This is a genomic window from Chryseobacterium sp. CG10_8, from assembly GCF_058117085.1.
Map to the genome: position 1 here is coordinate 1 of NZ_JBYVEB010000038.1, position 22422 is coordinate 22422.

General features: G+C 35.6%; 16 protein-coding genes and 1 pseudogene. 11 read left to right on the top strand and 6 right to left on the bottom strand.

The features are described 5' to 3' along the window. Positions 1 to 43: 43 nt before the first annotated feature. The 11 genes and pseudogenes from AC4AGG_RS07985 (at position 44) to AC4AGG_RS08035 (ending at position 11688) form a co-directional block, all read left to right on the top strand. Positions 44 to 439: an acyl-CoA thioesterase gene (locus AC4AGG_RS07985; protein ID WP_489771464.1), complete on the top strand. Its 396-nt coding sequence runs from the start codon at positions 44 to 46 to the stop codon at positions 437 to 439. Further along, positions 439 to 999: a helix-turn-helix domain-containing protein gene (locus tag AC4AGG_RS07990; RefSeq protein WP_489771465.1), complete on the top strand. Its 561-nt coding sequence runs from the start codon at positions 439 to 441 to the stop codon at positions 997 to 999. The genes AC4AGG_RS07985 and AC4AGG_RS07990 overlap by 1 nt, the downstream gene beginning before the upstream one ends. Positions 1000 to 1097: 98 nt before the next feature. After that, positions 1098 to 1508: a hypothetical protein gene (locus AC4AGG_RS07995; protein ID WP_489771466.1), complete on the top strand. Its 411-nt coding sequence runs from the start codon at positions 1098 to 1100 to the stop codon at positions 1506 to 1508. An 87-nt stretch (positions 1509 to 1595) separates the two neighbouring features. Continuing rightward, positions 1596 to 1955 (top strand): DUF3347 domain-containing protein, encoded by a 360-nt coding sequence (locus tag AC4AGG_RS08000; RefSeq protein WP_489771467.1) that lies wholly within the window; start codon positions 1596 to 1598, stop codon positions 1953 to 1955. A 142-nt stretch (positions 1956 to 2097) separates the two neighbouring features. Then, positions 2098 to 2244, top strand: a pseudogene (locus AC4AGG_RS08005) (heavy metal-binding domain-containing protein); the annotation flags it as partial. A 300-nt stretch (positions 2245 to 2544) separates the two neighbouring features. Next, on the top strand, positions 2545 to 5028 hold the full coding sequence (locus AC4AGG_RS08010) for a multicopper oxidase domain-containing protein (RefSeq protein ID WP_489771486.1): 2484 nt from the start codon (positions 2545 to 2547) through the stop codon (positions 5026 to 5028). A 23-nt stretch (positions 5029 to 5051) separates the two neighbouring features. Then, a complete protein-coding gene (locus AC4AGG_RS08015; protein WP_489771468.1) occupies positions 5052 to 7904 on the top strand; it encodes a heavy metal translocating P-type ATPase in 2853 nt (950 codons plus the stop codon). Positions 7905 to 8292: 388 nt separating this feature from the next. Further along, positions 8293 to 8973 carry an SIR2 family NAD-dependent protein deacylase gene (locus AC4AGG_RS08020; RefSeq protein ID WP_489771469.1) on the top strand — a complete coding sequence of 227 codons (681 nt, stop codon included), beginning with the start codon at positions 8293 to 8295 and terminating at the stop codon, positions 8971 to 8973. A gap of 57 nt (positions 8974 to 9030) precedes the next feature. After that, positions 9031 to 10119, top strand: coding sequence for an FAD-dependent monooxygenase (locus AC4AGG_RS08025; RefSeq protein ID WP_489771470.1), 1089 nt, complete (start codon positions 9031 to 9033; stop codon positions 10117 to 10119). A 46-nt stretch (positions 10120 to 10165) separates the two neighbouring features. Continuing rightward, entirely contained in the window at positions 10166 to 10573 is a 408-nt protein-coding gene (locus AC4AGG_RS08030; protein WP_489771471.1) for a DUF6559 family protein, read from the top strand. Between the two features lie 149 nt (positions 10574 to 10722). Next, positions 10723 to 11688, top strand: coding sequence for a peptidoglycan-binding protein (locus AC4AGG_RS08035; RefSeq protein ID WP_489771472.1), 966 nt, complete (start codon positions 10723 to 10725; stop codon positions 11686 to 11688). A 60-nt stretch (positions 11689 to 11748) separates the two neighbouring features. On the opposite strand, the gene AC4AGG_RS08040 is transcribed toward AC4AGG_RS08035, so the two are convergent. The 6 genes from AC4AGG_RS08040 to AC4AGG_RS08065 all read right to left on the bottom strand — a co-directional run bounded on the left by AC4AGG_RS08040 (position 11749) and on the right by AC4AGG_RS08065 (position 22412). Beyond that, entirely contained in the window at positions 11749 to 13983 is a 2235-nt protein-coding gene (locus AC4AGG_RS08040; RefSeq protein WP_489771473.1) for a TonB-dependent receptor plug domain-containing protein, read from the bottom strand. 34 nt (positions 13984 to 14017) lie between these two features. Then, positions 14018 to 14827 (bottom strand): 3-deoxy-8-phosphooctulonate synthase, encoded by an 810-nt coding sequence (gene kdsA, locus AC4AGG_RS08045; protein WP_489771474.1) that lies wholly within the window; start codon positions 14825 to 14827, stop codon positions 14018 to 14020. Between the two features lie 368 nt (positions 14828 to 15195). Then, positions 15196 to 15720 (bottom strand): DUF1697 domain-containing protein, encoded by a 525-nt coding sequence (locus AC4AGG_RS08050; RefSeq protein WP_489771475.1) that lies wholly within the window; start codon positions 15718 to 15720, stop codon positions 15196 to 15198. A gap of 154 nt (positions 15721 to 15874) precedes the next feature. After that, complete coding sequence (locus AC4AGG_RS08055) at positions 15875 to 17365, bottom strand: DUF8728 domain-containing protein (RefSeq protein ID WP_489771476.1); 1491 nt, start codon at positions 17363 to 17365, stop codon at positions 15875 to 15877. Between the two features lie 13 nt (positions 17366 to 17378). Then, entirely contained in the window at positions 17379 to 20867 is a 3489-nt protein-coding gene (locus AC4AGG_RS08060) for a glycosyltransferase family 117 protein (protein ID WP_489771477.1), read from the bottom strand. A gap of 198 nt (positions 20868 to 21065) precedes the next feature. After that, complete coding sequence (locus AC4AGG_RS08065; RefSeq protein WP_489771478.1) at positions 21066 to 22412, bottom strand: AAA family ATPase; 1347 nt, start codon at positions 22410 to 22412, stop codon at positions 21066 to 21068. Between the last annotated feature and the right edge of the window lie 10 nt (positions 22413 to 22422).

The window sequence follows — 22422 nt, forward strand, 5'->3', positions numbered from 1 at the left end:
TGTAAAGTTCAAAACTACTTGGACAAATTAATACCTGCAAATTATGAATTTCAATACTAGAAAATGGATCAAACCAGAAGACCTTAATCCTAACCATACCCTTTTCGGAGGACGATTATTACAGTGGATTGATGAAGAAGCAGCACTTTACGCTATTATTCAGTTAGAAACACCTCGATGTGTAACCAAGTATATATCAGAAATCAACTTTGTGAGTTCCGCGAAACAAGGAGACATTATCGAAATCGGTATCGAAGCGATTGAATTTGGTCACACCTCGATTACACTACGTTGCGAAGTTCGAAACAAAATGACGCACCAAACCATCATCACCATCGATAGAATTGTATTTGTTGGAGTTGACGAAAATGGAAAACCAAGAAAACATGGAAAAACACATATCGAATATGTTGCTGACCGTCTAAAAGAAAAAAATTAGTGACCATCTATATCAAAAATATGGTTTGCAATCGCTGTATTATGGCGATTGAAACTATTTTTAAAGATTTAAAAATAGACTATACTTCTATTCATTTGGGAGAAGTAGAAACTGTTGAAAAACTTTCTGCTTCTCAATTAAAAGAACTCAAAATCCAATTAGAATCATTGGGCTTCGAAATCCTTGAAGACCAAACCCACAAACAAATCGAGAAAATAAAAAGTCTAATCATTCAGAAAATTTCTGAGCTTGATATTGCTGAAAGCTTTTTATTATCAGAGTTTTTAAGTGGTAAAATGAACAAAGATTACAGTAGTATTTCCAAAGTGTTTTCACAAAATGAAAGCATCACTTTAGAGCAGTATTTCATCCTTCAAAAAATTGAAAAGGTAAAAGAACTTCTATCTTATAACGAATTTCAACTGACTGAAATTGCAGGAAAATTAGGCTACAAAAGTGTTCAACACCTCTCTTCTCAATTCAAAAACAGTATAGGCTTCACTCCTACTGAATTCAAAAAACTAAAGAACCATCATCGAAAATCCATCGATTTTTCCTAAATTTTATAAATATTTTCCATCTATTTATAACTGAATTCTCCTTTAAATGCTCAATTTTGTAATTGAAAATTATTTATTAAATTTACTTGAGTATTAACATGTTACAAAAATTCAGCATAACATTAATTTTTTTACTTGGATTTTTCTTGATTCCAAGTTCTGTTCTTGCGTGCAAATTGCAGGGTGAAAAATTAAATAAAGTTGAAGTAAAAACTCAGCAGTACGTTAATAAATCAAAGCATTACGTTGCAAAATCAGATTGTAAAAAAGGAAATTGCAAACAGAATTGCTGTAATTCGGAGTCGCATAATTGCGATGACAAAGATTGCGGTGGAAGTTGCAAATCAGAACTTTGTTCTAACCTTACTTACTTTTTCTCCAAATCCGCTGAAGAATTTAAAATAAATATATCTAAGGATTTTGATTTTATGAAAGCCAAATTTCACCATCTAAATCCCGACTACGCTTTTAGTCTTCATAATATTTGGTTACCTCCCAAAATAGGTTAATTATGTTTTTGTACAGCCAAAGGTGTGTGCAGTTCCAAACAATAGTTGTTTAGAACATTCAATAAATTAATCTTAAAATAAAATATAATGAAATCAATAATAAATACATTGGCAACAGTTTTTTTACTGTTGTCGACCACGATAGTATATTCACAAAATAAAACCGATTTAGAAAAAGTTTATCAATCTTATTTCAACCTAAAAGATGCCTTTATAACATCCAATGAAAAAGCGGTGTCAGCAAAAGCCAATCTGCTTCTATCCGAAATAGGAAACGTAAAAATGGAGAATTTAGATGGCGCAACACATACCGCATGGATGAAAGCCTTAAAAAATCTAAATCTTCAAACCAATGACATTTCAAAAGCAAACAATATTGAAAAACAAAGAAAAACTTTTGCTTCCCTTTCCGAGTCAATTCACTCGTTGATGAAAGTTTCAAAGTAAAGACACGGTTTATTTTCAAAATTGTCCGATGTACAAAGCGAATTGGCTAAGTAAAGAAAAGTAGATTAAAAATCCTTATTACGGTAATAAAATGCTCACTTGCGGTTCTACAAAAAAAAAATATTAACTAAAAAATAAAGCCATGAAATATTACATCACGTTTGTTTTCTTGTTTTTTATTTCCAGTACAGTATTTTCTCAAGGAACAACCAAAACCTATTACACTTGTCCAATGCATCCGCAGATTCAAAAATCTACTTCAGGTGATTGCCCAATTTGCAAAATGACATTGGTAAAAAAAACAGTAACAGTTGTCAAAAAACCAGTCGCACAAAAACCGACAACGACAAAACCTGTAGCTAAACCAACGACAACTCAAACTAAAAAAGTCGAGCCGAAGCCAACAACTACGGTAAAAAAAACAACGCCTACTCAAAAAAAAACGACACCTGTTTCAACCACCCCAAAAAAAACAACTTCAACCAAGCCAAAACCTGAAGTTAAAAAAGTAGTTGAAACTAAAACCGTCGAAACAGATAACCACGACCATCACAAAACGGAAATGAGTGATGTTGAATACACTTGTCCAATGCATCCCGAAGTTATTTCCGATAAACCGGGAAGTTGCCCAAAATGCAGAATGGATTTAGTGAAAAAAAGGGATGATAAAATGATGAATGATGACCATTCTAATCATCAAAGCAGCATCAAAAATGCTGACACACAATACACTTGTCCGATGCATCCAGAAGTCATTTCTGACAAACCGGGACGTTGCCCAAAATGCGGAATGACTTTGGTTAAAAAAGAAACAGAAGATAACCATTCTTCCCATCAAAATCACGATGGAATGACTATGAATATTCTTCCGCTTCCCAAAAAACATTTTACCGATGGAAAAGTGGTTCGTTACGAACTATATGTAAAAGATACATTGGTCAATTTTGCAGAAAAAACCAAACATGCAATTGCAGTAAATGGTCAAATTCCGATGCCGACTTTGGAGTTTTACGAAGGCGATACCGCTGAAATTGTGGTTCATAATCTCATGGATGAAGAGACCTCGATTCATTGGCATGGTTTACAACTTCCGAACAAAGAAGACGGAGTTCCATGGTTGACGCAGAAACCAATTCCTCCAAAATCAATCTACACTTACCACTTCCCAATCATTCAAAACGGAACGCATTGGTATCATTCGCATTCAGGGTTGCAGGAACAAATCGGGATGTATGGTTCAATTATTTTAAAGAAAAGAACAGACGACCCTACTTTTAGAAAAGGTATCGATGATTTGCCCGAAGTACCCATTATCATAAGTGAATGGACGAATCTAAATCCTAAAAATATTCAGAGAATGTTGGCGAACGCCAATGATTATTCCGCAATTAAAAAAGGGAGTACCCAAAGTTATTGGGAAGCCATTAAAGAAGGACATTTCGGAACAAAATTAGGAAACGAATGGAAACGAATGTTAGCAATGGACGTGAGCGACATTTATTATGACGTGTTTCTCATCAATGGAAAAAACGAACAGCAACTTTCTCAGTTTAAAACAGGTGACCAAGTAAGATTAAGAATTTCAAATGGTGGAGCTTCCTCTTATTTTTGGTTAAATTATGCAGGCGGAACAATAAAAGTAGTTGCCAACGATGGTAACGATGTAGAACCTGTTGAAGTTGACCGTCTGATTATTGGGGTGTCAGAAACTTACGATATTGTCGTACAAATTCCTGAAAAAGGAAAGTCGTACGAATTAATGGCAACGCCTGAAGATAGGACAAAATCTACTTCAATTTTCATTGGAAAAGGCGAAAAAGTGAAGCACGGAAATCTTCCTCGTCTAAAATATTTTGAAGGAATGAAAATGATGAATGCCATGATGAATATGGACGGTACCATGAAAGACATGGGAATGAACATGAGTCTGCAAAAAATGGATATGAACCAAGTGATGTATCCCGAAATGGCTCCTTCAGAAATGAAAAGCACTGACGAAAAGCCAATGGAAATGAGTGATTATAGCATGGACCATTCTCAACATCAGGCGCAAAATTCATCCATCACCACTTTGAATTACGACATGTTGAAATCTCCTTACGACACCTCACTTTCAAAGGATGATCCTGTTCGCGAACTCAAATTCACCCTTACAGGGAACATGAACCGTTACGTTTGGAGTATGGACAATAAAGTGTTGAACGAATCAGATAAAATTTTAGTTAAAAAAGGAGAAGTTTTAAGAATTACACTTTACAACAACTCGATGATGCGTCATCCAATGCATTTGCATGGATTTGACTTTAGAGTCATCAATAAAAGTGGCGTTCAATCGCCTTTAAAAAATGTATTGGACATTATGCCGATGGAAACCGATGTTATTGAATTTGAAGCCAATGAAGAAGGAGATTGGTTCTTCCATTGTCATATTCTTTATCACATGATGGCAGGAATGAATCGTGTTTTTGCTGTCGGAGATTATAAAAACCCATTACTTCCTAACAAAAATGAAGCCTACAAAAAATTACAAAAAGAAAGTAATATGTGGCATTTGATGGCGGAAAACGATTTCGCAACCAATGGAAACGATGGTATGGCAACGCTTCAAAACACACGTTGGAATCTTTCAAGTGAATGGAGATTAGGGTACAATTCTCACCACGGCTACGAAGTTGAAACCCATTTCGGTAGATATGTTGACAGAATGCAATGGTTAATGCCTTTTATCGGATTTGATTATCGTTACAGAAAAATGGGAAAAGACGAACACGAGAAAAATATGTTCGGGCAAGAAAACACCAAAGACGAACGAGCAAAATTCAGCGCAGGTTTTGTTTACACGCTACCTCTGTTGGTGAATTTGCAAGCGGAAGTTTATACCGATGGAATTTTTAGAGTTCAATTGATGCGTGAAGACATTCCGTTAACCAAAAGATTACGAGGTGCTTTCATGGTCAATACGGACAAAGAATACATGATTGGAGCAAAATATATAATGACTAAAAACTTTTCAGTTTCCACCCATTACGATAGCGATATGGGAATTGGTTTCGGAATCACTGCAACCTACTAATAACTAAAAAAACCTTAAAAAAAATGGAAAACACATTTAATGTCGTCGGAATGTCATGTTCTGGTTGTCAGAAAAAGATTTCAGAAAAATTAAATTCCATTGATGGAATTTCAGCTGAAGTTAATTTAGAAAACTCTACGGTTAAAATTACTTCGGATAAAGAAATAAATTTAGATGAATTAAATAACGAACTGAAAACAGTTGGAAACTACGCCTTAGAAGACCCAAAAAATCCTGTGATCACTAAGGTTATCCCACCTCAAGAGCGAGTATCACCAAGTTCCGTTTATTATTGCCCAATGGAATGTGAAGGTGAAAAAGTATATTTTGAGCAAGGAAAACATTGCCCTGTTTGTAAAATGTATCTTGTTCCGATTGAGGAAAAAGAAGAGTATAAAAACAAACCTCAAACTTATTCCAAAACCAATCTTCCGGAAAGTTTTAAAAACCAAATCGGAATGTACTTTTGCCCAATGTTCTGCGAAGGAGATAAAACCTACGGTAAAGATGTTGGCTGTCCAGTTTGTCATATGCATTTGGAAGAAATCACTCAGGAATTGCTTGAGGGAAGTAGGATGATGGATTCGGGAAGTCATCACAGTCATACCCATCATCATCATTCCGAACCCGAAACTCGAAACCCGAAACTCGAAGCTAAAAACGCAGGAAAATACTACTGTCCAATGTATTGTGAGGGTGACAAGGTTTACGACTCCAATGTAGGATGCCCTGTTTGCGGGATGGATTTAGTGAAAATTCCAGAAAAGAAAGCAACGCAGTACACCTGTCCAATGCATCCTGAAATCATTAGAGACGAACCTGGAAGTTGCCCTATTTGCGGAATGGATTTAATACCAATACCGTCAAAAAACAATGAACACGAAGACGACACCTACAAAATCTTGAAGAAGAAATTCTGGATTTCCGTAGCTTTCACTTTACCCGTGTTTATTATAGAAATGGGAAGCATGTTTTTTGGATGGAATTTCCCAGGAAAATCTCAAGGAATCATAGAACTTCTTTTAACACTTCCGGTATTATTTTATTCGGGTTGGTTTTTGATGAAGCGTGGTTGGATTTCTTTTAAAACATGGAATCTCAATATGTTTTCACTTATTGCTTTAGGTGTTACCGTTGCATTTTTGTTTAGCATTTTGTCCTTATTCTTTCCTGAAATTTTACCTCACGAGTTTTTACATGGTGGTAAAAGTCCATTGTATTTTGAGGCCGTTTGTGTTATTTTAACTTTGGTTATTATGGGACAAATGATGGAAGCTGGTGCGCACCAAAGAACCGGAAAATCCATCGAAGCCCTAATGAATCTTTCACCTGACACTGCTAATTTGATGGTGGATGGAAAAGAAAAACTGGTAGCCTTATCTGAGGTTAAAGCTAATGACATTTTGAAAGTAAAACCTGGAGATAAAATTCCAGTTGACGGAAAAATTATTGAAGGAAATTCCTCTGTGGACGAAAGTATGATTACTGGAGAACCTATTCCTGTGGAAAAAGAAATGGGTAGCGAAGTAACTTCTGGAACCATCAACGGAAACGGAACTTTCCTTATGAAAGCTGAAAAAGTGGGTGACGAAACATTGCTGTCTCACATCATCAAAATGGTGAACGATGCCAGTAGAAGCAAAGCTCCTATTCAAAAATTAGCGGACCAAATTTCAAAAATATTTGTTCCTGTGGTTATTGTTATTTCCATTCTTACATTCATTTTATGGTACATTTTCGGAGGAGAAAATAAAGCGATTTATGCTCTTGTTAATGCGGTTTCGGTACTTATCGTGGCTTGTCCTTGCGCTCTTGGACTGGCAACACCAATGAGTATGATGGTAGGAATTGGTAAAGGAGCTCAAAACGGCGTTTTAATTAAAAACGGTGAGGCTTTAGAAGAAATGAACAAGGTCAATGTTCTAATCACGGACAAAACAGGTACGTTAACGGAAGGAAAACCAAGCATGGAGACCGTTGAAGTTAATGATGGTGTTGACAAAAATGAAGCTAAAAAATTAGCCTCAATTCTTAGTCAAAACTCTGACCACCCTTTATCCAAAGCAATTTTAGAAGCCATCCCAGATTCCGATCAACATGAAAAAGTAGAACATTTTGAAAATATTTCAGGAAAGGGAATTAAAGGAAACATTAATGGTAATGAAATTCTGTTCGGGAACGAAAGTCTTTTAAAACAATTTTCAATTACCGTTCCAGAACAATTGAAGCAGAAACTTACTGAAAATCAAAACAAAGCCCAATCTATTTCCTACCTTGTGAAAGACGGAAAAGTGATTGCCTATTTTGGGTTCACGGATAAAATAAAATCCGACGCCAAGAAAGCCATCAAATTTCTCCAAGACAAAGGTATTGAAGTCATAATGATGACAGGTGATAATGCCCAAACTGCTAAAGCGGTTGCCAACGAATTAGGAATCCACGAATTCCATGCGCAATGTCTTCCTGAAGACAAAATGAAGAAAATACAAGAGCTTCAAAGTGCTGGCAAAATTGTTTCCATGACGGGAGACGGAATTAATGATGCTCCAGCTTTAGCGCAATCTAATGTAGGAATCGCTATGGGAACTGGAAGTGATGCGGCGATTGAAAGTGCTTCGATTACTTTGATTAAAGGCGATATTTTGGGAGTCGCTAAAGCAAGAGTTCTAAGTGAAAAACTTTTGAGAAATATTAAAGAAAACTTATTCTTCGCTTTTATTTATAATACTTTGGGAATCCCTGTTGCGGCAGGTCTGCTCTACCCTACTTTTGGGATTTTACTTTCACCAATGTTGGCGGCGGCGGCAATGAGTTTTTCTTCAGTTTCAGTAATTTTGAATTCTTTACGATTAAATTATATCAATTTGAAAATATAAAATCATTAAATTTAACATAAGATTGTTTCTATCATTCAAAAAATAAATCTGAAACAAGCAAATCAAAGTTCTCGTTACGAATTTTTTCAAAATTCTACTCGAACTGAGGCATCACATACAATTTCCAGAGCGTCAGTTCGAGTACGAAACGAAGCGGAGCGTATCGAGAAGTGATTTAACATAGAAAATTCCCGATGCAATTTTAAAAACATCTCGATACGGATTTCTTCAAAATCCTACTCGATATGACGATGCCGTCACTTCGAGTAGTGAAGCGAAGTGGAGCGTATCGAGAAGTACTTTAACATAGAAAATTCAAGGTGCAATTTTAAAAACATCTCGATATGACGAAGTTGACTTTTTTGAAAAAAAACATTATCTTCAACTCATGAAAAAGAAGCTTGTAGTACTTTCTGGCGCTGGAATCTCGGCAGAAAGTGGTATTAAAACATTTAGAGATTCTAATGGACTTTGGGAAAATCATCGTGTAGAGGATGTGGCGAGTCCAGAAGGTTTTGCCAAAAATCCTCAATTAGTTTTGGATTTTTACAATGCGAGGAGACGTCAGCTCAGTGAAGTTAGTCCCAACGAAGCACACTTGATCTTAGCTGAATTAGAAAAAGATTTTGATATCCAAATTATCACTCAAAATGTAGACGACCTCCATGAAAGAGCCGGTTCTTCTAATGTTCTTCATCTTCATGGAGAACTAAAAAAAGTAAGACCAGTTAATTCTGATTCAAAAATAAGGACTTGGGAAGGTGATCTTAATTTGGGCGATACCGATGAACAAGGAAATCAACTTAGACCACACATCGTTTGGTTTGGAGAAATGGTTCCCGAAATGGAGAATGCAATGCAAATAGCTTCTGAAGCAGATATTTTCTTGGTGATTGGGACTTCGATGCAAGTTTATCCTGCTGCAAGTTTGATTCATTATATTCCAGAGCATTGTGACGTTTATATCATTGACCCCAATCTACCTAATTCCTATACACGGTCGGAGAACTGTTTTCAAACATCAGCTTCCGAGGGAATGAAAAAATTAAAAGAGCGACTAACACCCTAGAAATAAGTAATTTCAATAGATAAAAATTCTCTTAGTAGAAAATAACATTCAATCACATTGAAAGATATCAAAATCATTGGCGGTGGAATTTCGGGGTTAACAGCCGCTTTAACCCTGAAAAAATACGACGTTGATTTTGATTTGTATGAGAAGCAGAATGCTATTAGCTACGACCATGTAGGTCTGGGAATCAGTGCTAACATCTTTCCAATTCTCAACGAACTTGAAATCTTTGAAGAAACGCAAGAACTTGGAACTTCCATAGAAACTTTTCATTTTGTTAATTCGCAGGGCAAAAATTTAAAATCTTTTCAGTTAAAAAAACCGCCGTTATCAATCAATAGAAGGCTTTTTCATGAATTGCTTTATGAAAAATTACCATCGGAAAAAATTCATTTAGGTTGCGATAAGACGATTGATGACTTCTCCGAGACCTCTTTCATTATTTCCGCAGATGGAATCAACTCTGGAACAAGGCAAAAAGTGTATCCTGAACTCGCTTTGAGAAATTCGGGCCAAATATTATGGAGAGGAATTGCCGAAATTTCTTTGAATAAAAAATATCAAAACGCATATCATGATTTCATAGGCAACAACACCAGATTTGCGATAATCCACTCTGGGAATCACTTTTATAGCTGGTACTTTATTACAGAAAACCACTTAGAGAGTCCTCCGCAGAATGATAAAGATTTCAGTAAAAATTTACTCAAAAATCATTGCCCTGAAGTCATTGAAGTACTTGATAATACTAACCAAGTTTACTATACTCCGCTTTATGACATCAATCCCAACAACCGAAAAGGATTGGACTGGTTTCACAAAAACTTAATGATGATTGGTGACGCAATCCACCCAACCACTCCTAATATGGCTAATGGAGCATGTCTTGCTATCGAAGATGCTTATCTATTGTCCAAGATGATAATTAACGATCAATGTATGGAAGTTGATTTTAGAACATTTCAAAAAGCAAGAACGCAAAAAGTCAATCCTATTGTTTTCCAATCTTGGTATTTTGGGAAGTTGATACATCAGAGGAATAGGATGATTCAAGAATTCATTAACCTAGGAATTCAACTAACCCCACAGTTTCTTTTTGACCATATATACTCGAAAGTTCTCATCGAAGTGAATCAAAGATAAATCACTTTTCTAAAATTCATTTTTTTTAGTAAATTTCAGAAAAAAAATGTCAACAACATGTTCTCCCGCTCCAGAAAATAAAAAGGAATATATTGCTGATATAGGAAAAATCCTTGTATCAGAACATGGTAGAAAAGATTTCTACACTCCTAAAGAAGTCGAAGAAGCTCATCAAAAAAGTAAATGGTATGAAAATGCTGATTTTTCTTGTTGGGCGATGTGTACTTTCTCCTCTCATCAAGACTTCGATACCTACCATCAAGAAATTGGCGAAACTTGTGATTATACTGCCATGAAATCCGAAATGTTTGCCGGTCTTTCCCCAAACCTAGACGTTAATACTATCGACGCTTCAGCTTTTGATATGGATACTTCATGGCTAGATATCGGTGAAGTTTCTGGGGATGGTTTCTTGGAAGGATTATTGGAGTTCTTTTCTAGTATTTTGGATTAAATTTTAAGTACGTGTTTTTAATTAAAATACTTGATTAACCTCAAAATAAATCTGGAAATTCAGGAAATAACCCCGAAAAATTAGGTGAAAATCCCCACGAATCACCAACCAATGCAGTCTAACTTTGTTGATACAAAAAAACAGAAATTATGTCAACAAAAACTGCTGCTCAAAACAGGGATACGATTTTAAAAATTGCCAAATCTCAAATCGGAATTACAGAATCTCCTAGAGATTCTAACAAAACCAAATTTGGAAAATGGTACGGATACGACGGATATGCATGGTGTGCCATGTTTGTCAGTTGGGTCTATGACCAAGCTGGTTGTCCACTTGGACATGTAGATGATGCAAAAGGCTATCGAGGTTGCCAATCTGGCTATTATCATTGGAAATCCACTGGAGAACTTACTCAAAATCCTACTAAAGGAGATATCGTAATTTTTGATTGGAATGGAGATCGCTATGCTGATCACACGGGAATTTTCATAGAATGGACTGATCAATCCAAGACAAAATTTAGATCAATAGAAGGCAATACTAGTTTCACAAGCAATTCTGATGGTGGTCAAGTGATGATACGAGATCGTAAGTCAACTCAAGTGAAAGCTTTTGTAAAACCAAAAGTCATCAACAAGAATAGTGTATCACCAGTCATTGACGAACTTCAAATTTTGAAAATTGGAAACAAAGGATCCGAAGTTACAGTAATTCAAAAGATGTTGAAAGATCTAGGTTATAGTATTGTTATTGATGGCGATTTTGGACCTAATACGGAACGAATCGTAAAACAGTTTCAAAAAGACCATAAATTCACCCAGACTGGTATTGTTACTCCAGCGCTCAAAGGTTATATGCAAGAACTTCTCAATAAAGATAAAGAGGTCCCAGATTCGCAACTAACCACTGGTATCTATCTCAAACTTGGAGCTAAAGGTGATGCTGTTGTTCAGTTGCAAAAGGCTCTTAATAAAGCGAAAATTTCACCGGAGCTCAAAGCCGATGGTGACTTCGGAAAGAAAACAGAGACTAATGTGAAAGCTTTTCAAAAACTTAAAAAAGTCACTGTCGATGGAATTGTCGGACCGCAAACATGGAAACTCCTATTAATTTAACATTCATAAAAAAAGCATCATTGACCGAAGTTAATGATGCTTTTCATTTAAACATTATAATTATCTAATTCTAAAATTGAGTTTCGCATTAAAGAATCTTCCTGTAAGATTGATTGGCACAGGATATAGATATCTCGAATTAACGTCCGTAATCCATTGATTAGCTACAGTATTATAGATATTAAAAGCGTTAAAAACTTGAATACCTAAACTTAACTCCTCAAATTTTTCCCAAAATCCGTAAGCTGTATTTTTCTCCTTGGGGTCGATAAAAAGGTAACTTAATCCAATATCCACTCTCTTGTAAGAAGGTAAAGTCTTTTGGAATTTATATGAAGAATAGATATCTGGATTCCCATTATCATCAAAAAGTAAAGGTGCTCCTGTTGGCAATCCCATCGCATAGAAACCTGTCAAGTTAATTCTCATTTTCGGAATTTTCGGCATATAATCCTGATAGAAAATCGAGAATTTTAATCTCTGATCTGTGGGTCTTGGGATGTCTCCTCTCCCATCAATATTCTCATAAGTTCTCGCGTAGCCTACCGAAATCCAAGAATCAACTCCTGGCACAAATTCACCAAATAATCTTGATTCAATTCCATAAGAATAACCTTCGGAATTGTTAATACCAGCGTATCTCGTTCTCACATTATCCAAAAAATAAGGAATCAAATCATCCATTTTCTTGTAATAAGCTTCTGTGGTCAACTTAAACGGTCGGTCATCATACATATAAAATTCGAAATCATTTCCAAGGATAATTTGCATAGACCTTTGAGATTTGATGTCTGGATTAAAACTACCGTCTAAATTTTTAATTTCTTTATAGAATGGTGCCTGATAATAGATTCCTCCTGCTAAACGAAATAATACATCTGATTCCCAATCAGGCTTCAAGGCGAATTGCGCTCTAGGTGATACAATCGTTTCATCATTATAACTCCAATGAGCAACCCTCGCTCCAGCATTAACGAAAGCACGACTATTACCCCACATAAATTTGTGAGAAAACTGTCCATAAGCTGACAATCTCGTAGGTTCGATATTATTTTTTCCAGAAATATGGTACAACAACTCCAATGAACCATCATTAAAATCTCTTCCAGGAATTACAAAATCTCTAGGGACACTGTATCCAATAGAATCCAATAATCTCCATTCATTGGTAAGGTCCTGTAAGTTTTCTTTTTCAAATTTGAATCCTACTTCGATATCGGTATTAACATTAGGTGAATACCGAGTTCGCAATTGTGCGCCGTAAGTCTTCACCACAAGATCATTTCTTGCGTGGTCAATCTGTCCTCCAACATCATAAGAAGTAACTGGCTCCCCAGTAACTGCATCAAAAGTTTGGAGTTCGTATCCCGAAGCAATAGAATAATACTCTCTTTCTCTGTTTTGATAAGCAAAATTATCTAATGTTACACGCCATTTGTCGTTCGGTTTGAAGTTCAAAGAAAGCGTACCCATCATATTTTTGTACTGGTCGTCTTCACGTCCACCATAACCAATATTTAAAGTAATGGGTTGAAGAACAGAACCAAATTCAACTTGTTTGGCTTTCGGAACCATTTCGAAATCATTCTGAGAATAGATTCCTATAAAGGAAAGTGAGAACTTATCGTTGAAATGATAATTAATATTGGATTGAAAATCTCGATACTGAGGATTGAAATCCGTCTCTTCGTTTAAGGTATTAAGAATCAAATTAGTATTACGATATCTCGCAGAGAAAAGCGCCGTCAATTTTTTGTTATTGGTCGCAAATCCAGTAGAAAGACGACCTCCAATCAAACTTGCTTCCCCTGATAGCTCAAATTTCGTGGGTTCCCGATAATAGACATTAAGAGAAGAAGACATTTTATCCCCATATTTAGCTTCAAAACCTCCGGGAGAAAAACTCACCACCGAAACCATATCTGGATTGATGATACTCATCCCTTCTTGCAAAGAGTTGCGCACCAAAAAAGGACGATAGATTTCTACATCGTTGATGTAGATGAGGTTTTCATCATAATTCCCTCCTCTTACCATGTATTGCGAAGAAAGTTCGGTATTGGAATTAACGGATGGAAGTGACTTAATCAAATCTTCAACTCCACCAGTTGCAGATACCACTTGCTGTGCTTCTTTGGAAGAAATTTTGACCCGAGAAACATCATTAGACTTAATAGCACCCTTCTTTTGGAAAACTACTTCCTGAATTTGCTTTGTCTTAGGAGAATCTTTCTTTTGACCAAAATTCGCAACTGAAACCAGTGCTAAAGAGAGAATTAAAATTCGCTTTTTCAAACTAAAAATATTTGTAGTTAAAAATACTAAAATTTTATAAAATAGCTGCCCTAATCTTCGTAAGCTTGCCTAACAAATCATCTAATAAATCTAATTTGAGCATATTGGCGCCATCTGATTTGGCTTCGCTTGGATTAGGATGAGTCTCAATAAAAATTCCGTCTGCACCTACAGCAATACCAGCTTTAGCCACCGTCTCAATAAGCTCTGGTCTTCCACCAGTAACTCCAGAATCCTGATTCGGCTGTTGCAAAGAATGTGTAACATCCAAAATAACTGGAGCATACTTCTGCATCGTTGGAATACCTCTATAATCTACGACCAAATCAGTATAACCAAAAGAATTACCTCTTTCGATAATTCCAACTTTATCATTTCCGCTGTCTTTAACCTTCTGAACGGCAAATTTCATAGATTCTGGTGAAAGAAACTGACCTTTTTTAAGCGTTACCGCCTTTCCTGTTTGAGCTGCAGCGACCAACAAATCGGTCTGTCTCACCAAAAAAGCAGGAATCTGTAGAACGTCAACATATTGCGCTGCAAGTGCCGCATGATCAATCTCGTGGATATCTGTTGTGGTCGGAATATTGAATCGCTCACCTACTTTTTTCAATATCTCTAATGCTTTAACATCACCGATTCCCGTAAAAGAATCTACCCTACTTCTATTAGCCTTCTTGAAGCTTCCCTTGAAGATATATGGTATCTTATACTTATCAGAAAGCGCAACAATTTTTTCCGCAATTTGCATTGCCATTTCTTCACTTTCGATTGCGCAAGGTCCTGCGATAAGAAAAAAGTTCTGAGAATCTTGATGATGAATATTACTTAAACTTGAAATCATTGTATACAAAAAATTTTAAACGGCAATTTACGAATAATTAAAGGTTTCTTGAAGAAATACCGATAAAAAAACCATCACTAAAAACTCTAAAACGATAAAGCACAAAAGATAAAATCCATATTAATCACGAATTCCCAATTTAGAGAGCAAAAAATCTATCGCAAAAAAGCCTAGAAAAGCTGACTGCAAACTGACAAAACCCTCAAAAACATCCGAAAAATCACCTCCCACCGAAACAATAAGTCCAATTATCGAGACTATGAAGAAGCCTATAAAAAACCTTCTTAACCGCTGCTCTTCGGAAGAAAATAGAAAATAATAAATGTTAGGAATAACCAGTAATACTATGAAAAAAAGAAAATACTCCACTAAAACTTGCTAATAATCTTCTCAAATGTATTGATATTTCTAGAAGTAAACTGGTCTTTAAGAGATTTCTTTCCAAGAACTTTTCCAAAATTAGAATCTAAAGTATTTCCCTTCGGAACTGTCCAATAAAAAACACCTTCAGAAACTTTACCTTCTTCTCCTTCTGAGGTTTCAGCTTTAGAAAATTCACATTGCAAAATATCTTCAATACCTGTTTCTCCAACAAAAACATAGATATGCTTGTTTTCGTCTTTACCAAAAGGATTATTGTCGACAATACTTTGGATTTCCTCCTCTGTTTTAACAAACAAGAAAGCTTCGTAATCAAAATGTTTCGACATCGCTTTTTCTAGAAAGGAGCGAAGTTCTTTAGCTTCTTTATCTGACTGAAAAACTACATTTCCTGTTGCCAAAATCGTGGTAACATCAGTCATCCCAGCTTTCTCAAAAACTGACTTCACTTCCATCATTTTCATAGAAGTTCCTTTGACGTTAACACCTCGAAGAAAAGCACAGTATTTCATTTTTCTGTTTGTTGGTTACTAGTTACTTGTTTTGAGTTGCGAGTTGCGAGTTTCTAGTTGTCAGTTTACTTCTAAATTCTACCTAGCCAATCATACTTCAATCTAAACAAAAAAAAGACCTTTACCCAAATCAATCATCAATCATCAATCATCATCACCTTCTCTGATACAAGTTGTAATCAGTTCCAGAAGGCTTGATATGATAAATTTTTTCAAGTATTTTATCGTCAGATTTCAAATGGTCATTGATTCGAAACTCTTTTATCAATTCGTAATTCTCTATAAAATATGAAGAGTTTTCTCCTTCATAAAGATTAAAATAGGAAAGGATATATTTTGGCTTTCTATTTTCAACGGTATTTTTCCAAAAGTTCTTTCTGTCTTTTCTGATTTCGTTCTGAACTTCTTTGTCTACCAGTCCAACTTCATCGATGGCTTTTAGTTTAGAAAAATAAGGCACATACCCTGCTGGTTCTAAGAAAATCCATTGATTTTTATCCTTTTCATGTTGATCTAGAAACAATCCAATACTTCGACGATAATTCCATTCTCCATTTCCTGTTGCAATCGAATGAACAGTTTGAAATGCCAACATTGGTAAAATATAAAATAAGATAAGCAATGTCAACCAAAGATATCTCTTCTTTTGCTGTTCGAGAATCAAAACCAAAATAGGCACAAATAATAATATCTGTGGAATCCAATAATACCAGTCGAAGAGACTTTTCTGAGAGATAAAGATAATTTGCTTGGTCCATCCAAAAATGAAAATAATCCAAAGAAATAAATTTCGATTCTCCTTCTTTCGAACCAAAATAATAAAGCAAGCCAACTCAAACAATAATACCAAAATAGTATAAGGATTGAAATCATTTGGCAACTTCAACATCCCCCAAAAATTGCCATAATTGGAAACAAAATAAAGCCAGTCTTGGTCCAGCGTAAAATCGTGAGAATACCTCAATTGTTTCGCAACTATAGTATTATTAACATATTCATGGAAGTAGAACCAATTAAAGCTGACAACCGCTGCTACACCTAAAATCCCTCCTAGAATATAAAACCATCTGATCTTTTTGTTCCAAATGATATCTATAAGAAAGACTACACCAAGGAAAATTACGGTATCAATTCTTGTAAAAAGAATCAAAATCGGAAATAAAATCTGAGCCCAAATTTTGTTTTTATTAAAACCGAAATATAGCAATCCCATGTAAAGGAAGAATAATATCCCGTACTCCATCCCTAGAATGGAAATCTTAATCGAAGGAGGTAGAATCCCGAACAAGAAAATAAAAATAGCTTGTTGGACAGAACCCTTTAACAAAATTCTAGACAACCAAAAACTCCCAATGGTAAACAGTAAGGAATTGAAGATTAGCAAAGGTTCAATAAAATATTCTTTCCCGAAAATCAAATTGAAAACATATGAAACGAAAACGTACAGATGCGTCGTCGAAGCCGATATCTTGACATCTCCATTGAAACCAATCACGCCATAGTCCAAGAAATTTTGCGCCACTCTCCAAGTAATAAACGCGTCTTCCTGAATATGATGGGTCAACAAAAAAATCAATTTGACAAGAAAAACAAGAACTGCAGCAAAAACTGGAATCCGAAAATTCTGTCTATTGTTATCACTCATATTTCGAAATTGATTATTCTACTGCATCCATGATTGCCTTCGCCACCTGAGCTTGTTTTTCTTGGAAATAAGTTGAGTCGTAAGGCGCAATAACATCAGACATATAAGAGTAATACGATGTAATTTTTCCAGCATTATCAGACTCCTTCAAGGCTTGGGTCTTATCCATTGATTTCAATTTTTCAACAAATTTTTGAAATTTCTTATCCACTGGCTCCAAGGATTTCAAAATATAGTCATAACCTTGACTTTCACGACCTGTTTTTTTGTACCCATCTGATACCGCAGCAACAACTAGCGAATATACAGCAGGTAATTCTCTCATTTGTCGACCAAGATAATTTTGTCTGTTTTGAGGAAGGCTCAAATAATAATCATATTCAGCAATGATATTTTTTTCCAATTTTGCAGCTAACTCAAGACCCTTTTTCTCTTGTCCAGAAACCATATAACCATAGATGATGGAACTCAAAGATTTAGGATCATTATACTTTTCAACTGGAATTTCTTTAGCCACCAAATCCAAAATCTCCGCAGCTTTTTGTTTTTGACCAGCAAATGCTAAAGCTTCAGCTGCACGTCCTGCTGCGTTACGATAACCAATAATATTGGATGTTGCTGTTTCGTCATAGTGAACCTTCAAATTTTTGAAATTACCCCATCGGAAGTTTTTAACAACATTATATAACGATTCAGCGTCAGCTCTACCCATTTCTCCATCAACTCTTCTATCTGTTTTAATTGGAACCAATCGATAACTGAAACCGTCAAACTGCAAATAATCATCAAGATAGAATAAATTTTCACTATCATATACTCCTCCGTTGGAGAAATTAATGGTACGCTTCCAATCGAAATTAGCCAAAATATCCAACAACATCATGTTATTTTTCATCATGGTTCCTTGTTCGTAATTAACCGTAATATAATCTACTGCTTGAGGAAGGTCAGAAGCTTTGATAGCACCTGATTTAACAGCATTCTGCTTATTAACAGGGATAACAAACTTATCCACTGGCAAAAAGTTAAATTTCGCCAATCGGTCATTATCTTCACCAAAAAGGATTTTGATAACTTCATCTTTTTCAGGAGTCTTCAACTTCAAGAAATTGACGGCCTCCTTCGCTGTCATAGAGTCTTTGGTGATATACTTTTCGAAAGGTGCAAACACTTCTCTAGGATATCCATTCTCCGTATAATTTTTGATGATATTTTTCCACATTTCTGCATTGAAGACTACAATCTGATCATTGGTTCCTTCTCTATAATCTTCATGTTGCAAATCATTAGGAACTGGAGCTGCATCATAAGTTCTTCTTCTCACTTGGTCGATGTTCCAAGGTGTTGCCAAAAGGGTAAAATTCACCACTTTAACATCTGAACGGAATTTTTCCGTTTCCTGAATCGCCCAAACTGGATAGGTGTCGTTATCTCCATATACAAACAAAATTCCGTCTTTTGGTAAGGATTTCAAAGAAGAATAAGCATAATCGTAAGCGGCATAACGGTCGCTTCTATCATGTACATTGTAATTTTGGAAGCCCATCATCAAAGGAATTCCAAGAAGTACCACACCAGCTACAATATTCGCCGCATTGGATTTAACTTTACTCTGAATCCACCACAGAATTCCACCAGCTCCCAGACCTATCCAAATCGCATATGCATAGAATGAACCCACTAAAGCATAATCTCGCTCTCGTGGCTCATAAGGCTTAACACCCGTATAGAAAATAATACCAACACTGGTCAAAAGGAACAATGATAAAATCGCCCAAAATCTTCCAAAATCCTTATTCAGTTGGAAGAAACTTCCTAAAATACCAAGTAAAAGTGGCAAAAAGAAGAAATAAACAGTGCTTTCATTCTTGAACTTCGCTGGAAGTTGGCTTTGGTCACCCAAAATAGCATTATCAATAAACGGAATACCAGAAATCCAGTTTCCATTGGTGTCTTCACTATGACCTTCCAAATCATTTTGGCGTCCAACATAATTCCAGAAAAGATATCTAACGAAGTAATAACCATTTTGGAAAGTAATGAAATAATCAAGATTATCCGCCAATGAAGGTCTTTGTACATCCAACAAATCGTATTCTCTAACCTCCATATAATCGTTCACCTGCATCTTCCCTTCCTTGAATTTGTGTCTCAAATCCTCATAGATCTTTTGTGCTTCTGGACTTTCCGCATATTCAGAATTTTCATTAAATTTAAAATCTGGAGCACCGTACATCGAAATATAGTTCTTTTGTACATCACGATCATCACTGAACATTCTAGGTAAGAAGCTCACATGTTCTTTAGCAAAAATATAATCGATTCTTTCACCTACTTTTCTGTAAGTTCCAGTTTTTTCGTCTTTTTCGTAGACATCACCAGTCTTCTTTGATTTGAAACTTCCATCTTCATTTTTTTCAATTCCTTTCGCATCGAGATAAGCAGTATAATTTTGTCCATATATCGTCGGCCAATCCCCGTATTGCTCTCTATTATAGTAATCTAACATACCAATAGCGGTATCAGGATCGTTAAGATTCATCGGTGGATTTGCATTAGCTCTAATTGGGATAACCATCCAACAAGAAAAGCCAATAATCATATATACTACAGAAAGTGCAATGGTTTGATAAACACTCTTTTGTGACTTTCTGGCAAATTTAATTGCAAAATAACATAGCGCTACTAGAATGAAGAAAGCTGCAATCGTACCAGAATGGAAAGGAAGTCCAAGACCATTAACAAAAAAGATTTCGGCTTTTCCGAAAAGAGTCATGATGACTGGGAAAATAATCTTGAAAACAAATGCTAAGACCACCAATGTAACTACGTTGGCAATAAGAAATGACTTCCAAGAAAACTCGTAATTTCTTGCATAATAAATTAAGCATACTGCAGGCAAAGCCAACATTGCCATCATGTGAACACCCACTGAAAGGCCAATAACGAAGAAAATTAAAATAATCCAACGCTCATTGTCAGCATCGTGATACTCGTTTTCCCATTTAGTAATGAGCCAAACGATTAATGCTACAAACATAGAAGCCATCGAATATACTTCCCCTTCTACAGCAGAAAACCAAAAGGTATCCGAAAAAGTGAAAGCTAAAGCACCAATAACTCCTGCAAAAAGAATAGAAATTTCTTGGTGTGAAGTAATCTCTTCCATGTCCTTATTCAACATTCTTCTAACCAAATGCGTAATGGTCCAAAAAAGGAATAATATAGTCAACGCACTGAAGAAAGCAGACATGGCATTGATAACCAACGAATAGTTGGACTCATCACCAAATGCAAAGATCCCTGCTCCTGCTCCAAGAATTTGGAAAAGTGCAGCACCCGGAGCATGGGTTACTTCTAATTTGATTGCAGATGAGATGTATTCTCCACAATCCCAAAAGCTAAAATTAGGCTCTATCGTTGACAAATAGGTTACAAAAGCAATTGCAAAAACTATCCAACCAAGGACAGTATTCCATTTTTTAAAAGACCAGTTCTTCATTATATTTTTTTGTGATGCGAAAATAAGGTTTTTCAACAAAAATCTTTGATTTTTACCTTTATAAATTTATAAATTGATGAAACTCCTTCACAGAAATATCTTCTTGCAAGACCATTTTCAACCCCGAAATATTACATCAGAGTCCAAAATAAATTCGATTTCCTACCTCTAGTCAAAAATCAATAGATTGACAAAACTTTAAGATTGCTCTCCTTCTGCGTTAAATCCAATTTTGCGATGAGGCTTTTCCTTAATGGAATAAAAGTCAAGTTCTGCTTTCATTCCTTCAATTCTCGGAGAAAAAGCATCATAGTCGTTGGCAGAAACTTCCCGAATAAATTGTTGAACGGAATCCAAATAATCGTCCGTCAATTTGCTGGCACATTCGATATAACTAAGTTCCAAAATCTTCTTATCGATAGCGAATTGAGGTGTTTTCATTTTCAAATAATGACTTCTCAATCGTTTTTTAACACTTTGAGTAAAATCAATAACCATCGTATTGCTAAAAAGCTTCATTCGGTCAGCATACTCATTCCAAAAAGGTTTTTTATCCGCTTTGTTAAACTTAAGAATTTGCATCAAAACGGATTCTTTAGAAAGATTAAGCATCAAGTAACGCAAAATCATCTGTGCTCGTTCATCCGCATTAGGAGGAAAAACTGGAATCTTGATATCAAATCTTCCTGGAGCAAAAACCTCTGTGTCCATCCCATACAAATTCTCCGCGGAAACTATCATCAAGAGATTTTCGTTCACAAATTTGTGAATGCTGTGAAGAATAATATCTTTGGTTTCTTCGTTTTCAGAATTCTGATTGGTCTCTTCTGACCTTAGTCTTGCGATGGTATCAAAATCTTCCAAAAACAGCAAAACATTATCTTCCTTCAACATCGAAGTCAAATAATCGTTAAAATCTGTCTTTTTCCCGTTGATAAATGAAGTTCCGAGATAAGAATTCTTCACTTCTTTGAACTGATAATCAATAATTTCAGCAATCTTTCTTGCCCAAAAAATCTTTCCGCTTCCTTTTGGACCGTACAAAATAATTCCTGCAGGTTTCTGAATTCCCCAGTCTTCGGCTTGTTTTTCGTCCAAAAACGGGTTGAGCATTTCCGTAATGTAAAAATATAGGTCACGATATCCAATAAAATCTCGTTGTGTCAGCGAGGTCTTACTTCCAAAATAATCATAGACAAAATGATAGTTACCCCCTAACTTTTGGTCTATTCCATAACTTGAAACAGAAGATTTGTAAAATCCTGTTTCAAAGAGATTAGGAAGCTCTTTTTTAATTATTTCTTCAACTTTCTCGACCGGCTGATTGATTTCTGATGCAATTTGCTCACTTGATTTTTCTTCGACTAGATCCTGTTCGTAATTTTGAAGAAACTTCTGGTTCTCTCTAGCAAATTTTTCAAAATCGGGCTTCACCTCCATATTGGGAAATAGACACTCCGACAGTTCCAAATCAAAATCAGCAATAAACTGTTTGATACTTTCTGTAGAGACACCAAGCTGATGTGCGAGTTCTATGATTTTCATATTTTTCTAG

Excerpts from the sequence above, each read along its gene's own strand:
- AC4AGG_RS08055 (WP_489771476.1), bottom strand. The coding sequence starts at position 17,365 with ATGAGTGATAACAATAGACAGAATTTTCGGATTCCAGTTTTTGCTGCA.
- AC4AGG_RS08060 (WP_489771477.1), bottom strand. The coding sequence starts at position 20,867 with ATGAAGAACTGGTCTTTTAAAAAATGGAATACTGTCCTTGGTTGGATA.
- AC4AGG_RS08020 (WP_489771469.1), top strand. The coding sequence starts at position 8,293 with ATGAAAAAGAAGCTTGTAGTACTTTCTGGCGCTGGAATCTCGGCAGAA.
- AC4AGG_RS07985 (WP_489771464.1), top strand. The coding sequence starts at position 44 with ATGAATTTCAATACTAGAAAATGGATCAAACCAGAAGACCTTAATCCT.
- AC4AGG_RS08050 (WP_489771475.1), bottom strand. The coding sequence starts at position 15,720 with ATGAAATACTGTGCTTTTCTTCGAGGTGTTAACGTCAAAGGAACTTCT.
- AC4AGG_RS08010 (WP_489771486.1), top strand. The coding sequence starts at position 2,545 with ATGCATCCCGAAGTTATTTCCGATAAACCGGGAAGTTGCCCAAAATGC.
- AC4AGG_RS08030 (WP_489771471.1), top strand. The coding sequence starts at position 10,166 with ATGTCAACAACATGTTCTCCCGCTCCAGAAAATAAAAAGGAATATATT.
- AC4AGG_RS08065 (WP_489771478.1), bottom strand. The coding sequence starts at position 22,412 with ATGAAAATCATAGAACTCGCACATCAGCTTGGTGTCTCTACAGAAAGT.
- AC4AGG_RS07995 (WP_489771466.1), top strand. The coding sequence starts at position 1,098 with ATGTTACAAAAATTCAGCATAACATTAATTTTTTTACTTGGATTTTTC.
- kdsA (WP_489771474.1), bottom strand. The coding sequence starts at position 14,827 with ATGATTTCAAGTTTAAGTAATATTCATCATCAAGATTCTCAGAACTTT.
- AC4AGG_RS08035 (WP_489771472.1), top strand. The coding sequence starts at position 10,723 with ATGTCAACAAAAACTGCTGCTCAAAACAGGGATACGATTTTAAAAATT.
- AC4AGG_RS08015 (WP_489771468.1), top strand. The coding sequence starts at position 5,052 with ATGGAAAACACATTTAATGTCGTCGGAATGTCATGTTCTGGTTGTCAG.
- AC4AGG_RS08000 (WP_489771467.1), top strand. The coding sequence starts at position 1,596 with ATGAAATCAATAATAAATACATTGGCAACAGTTTTTTTACTGTTGTCG.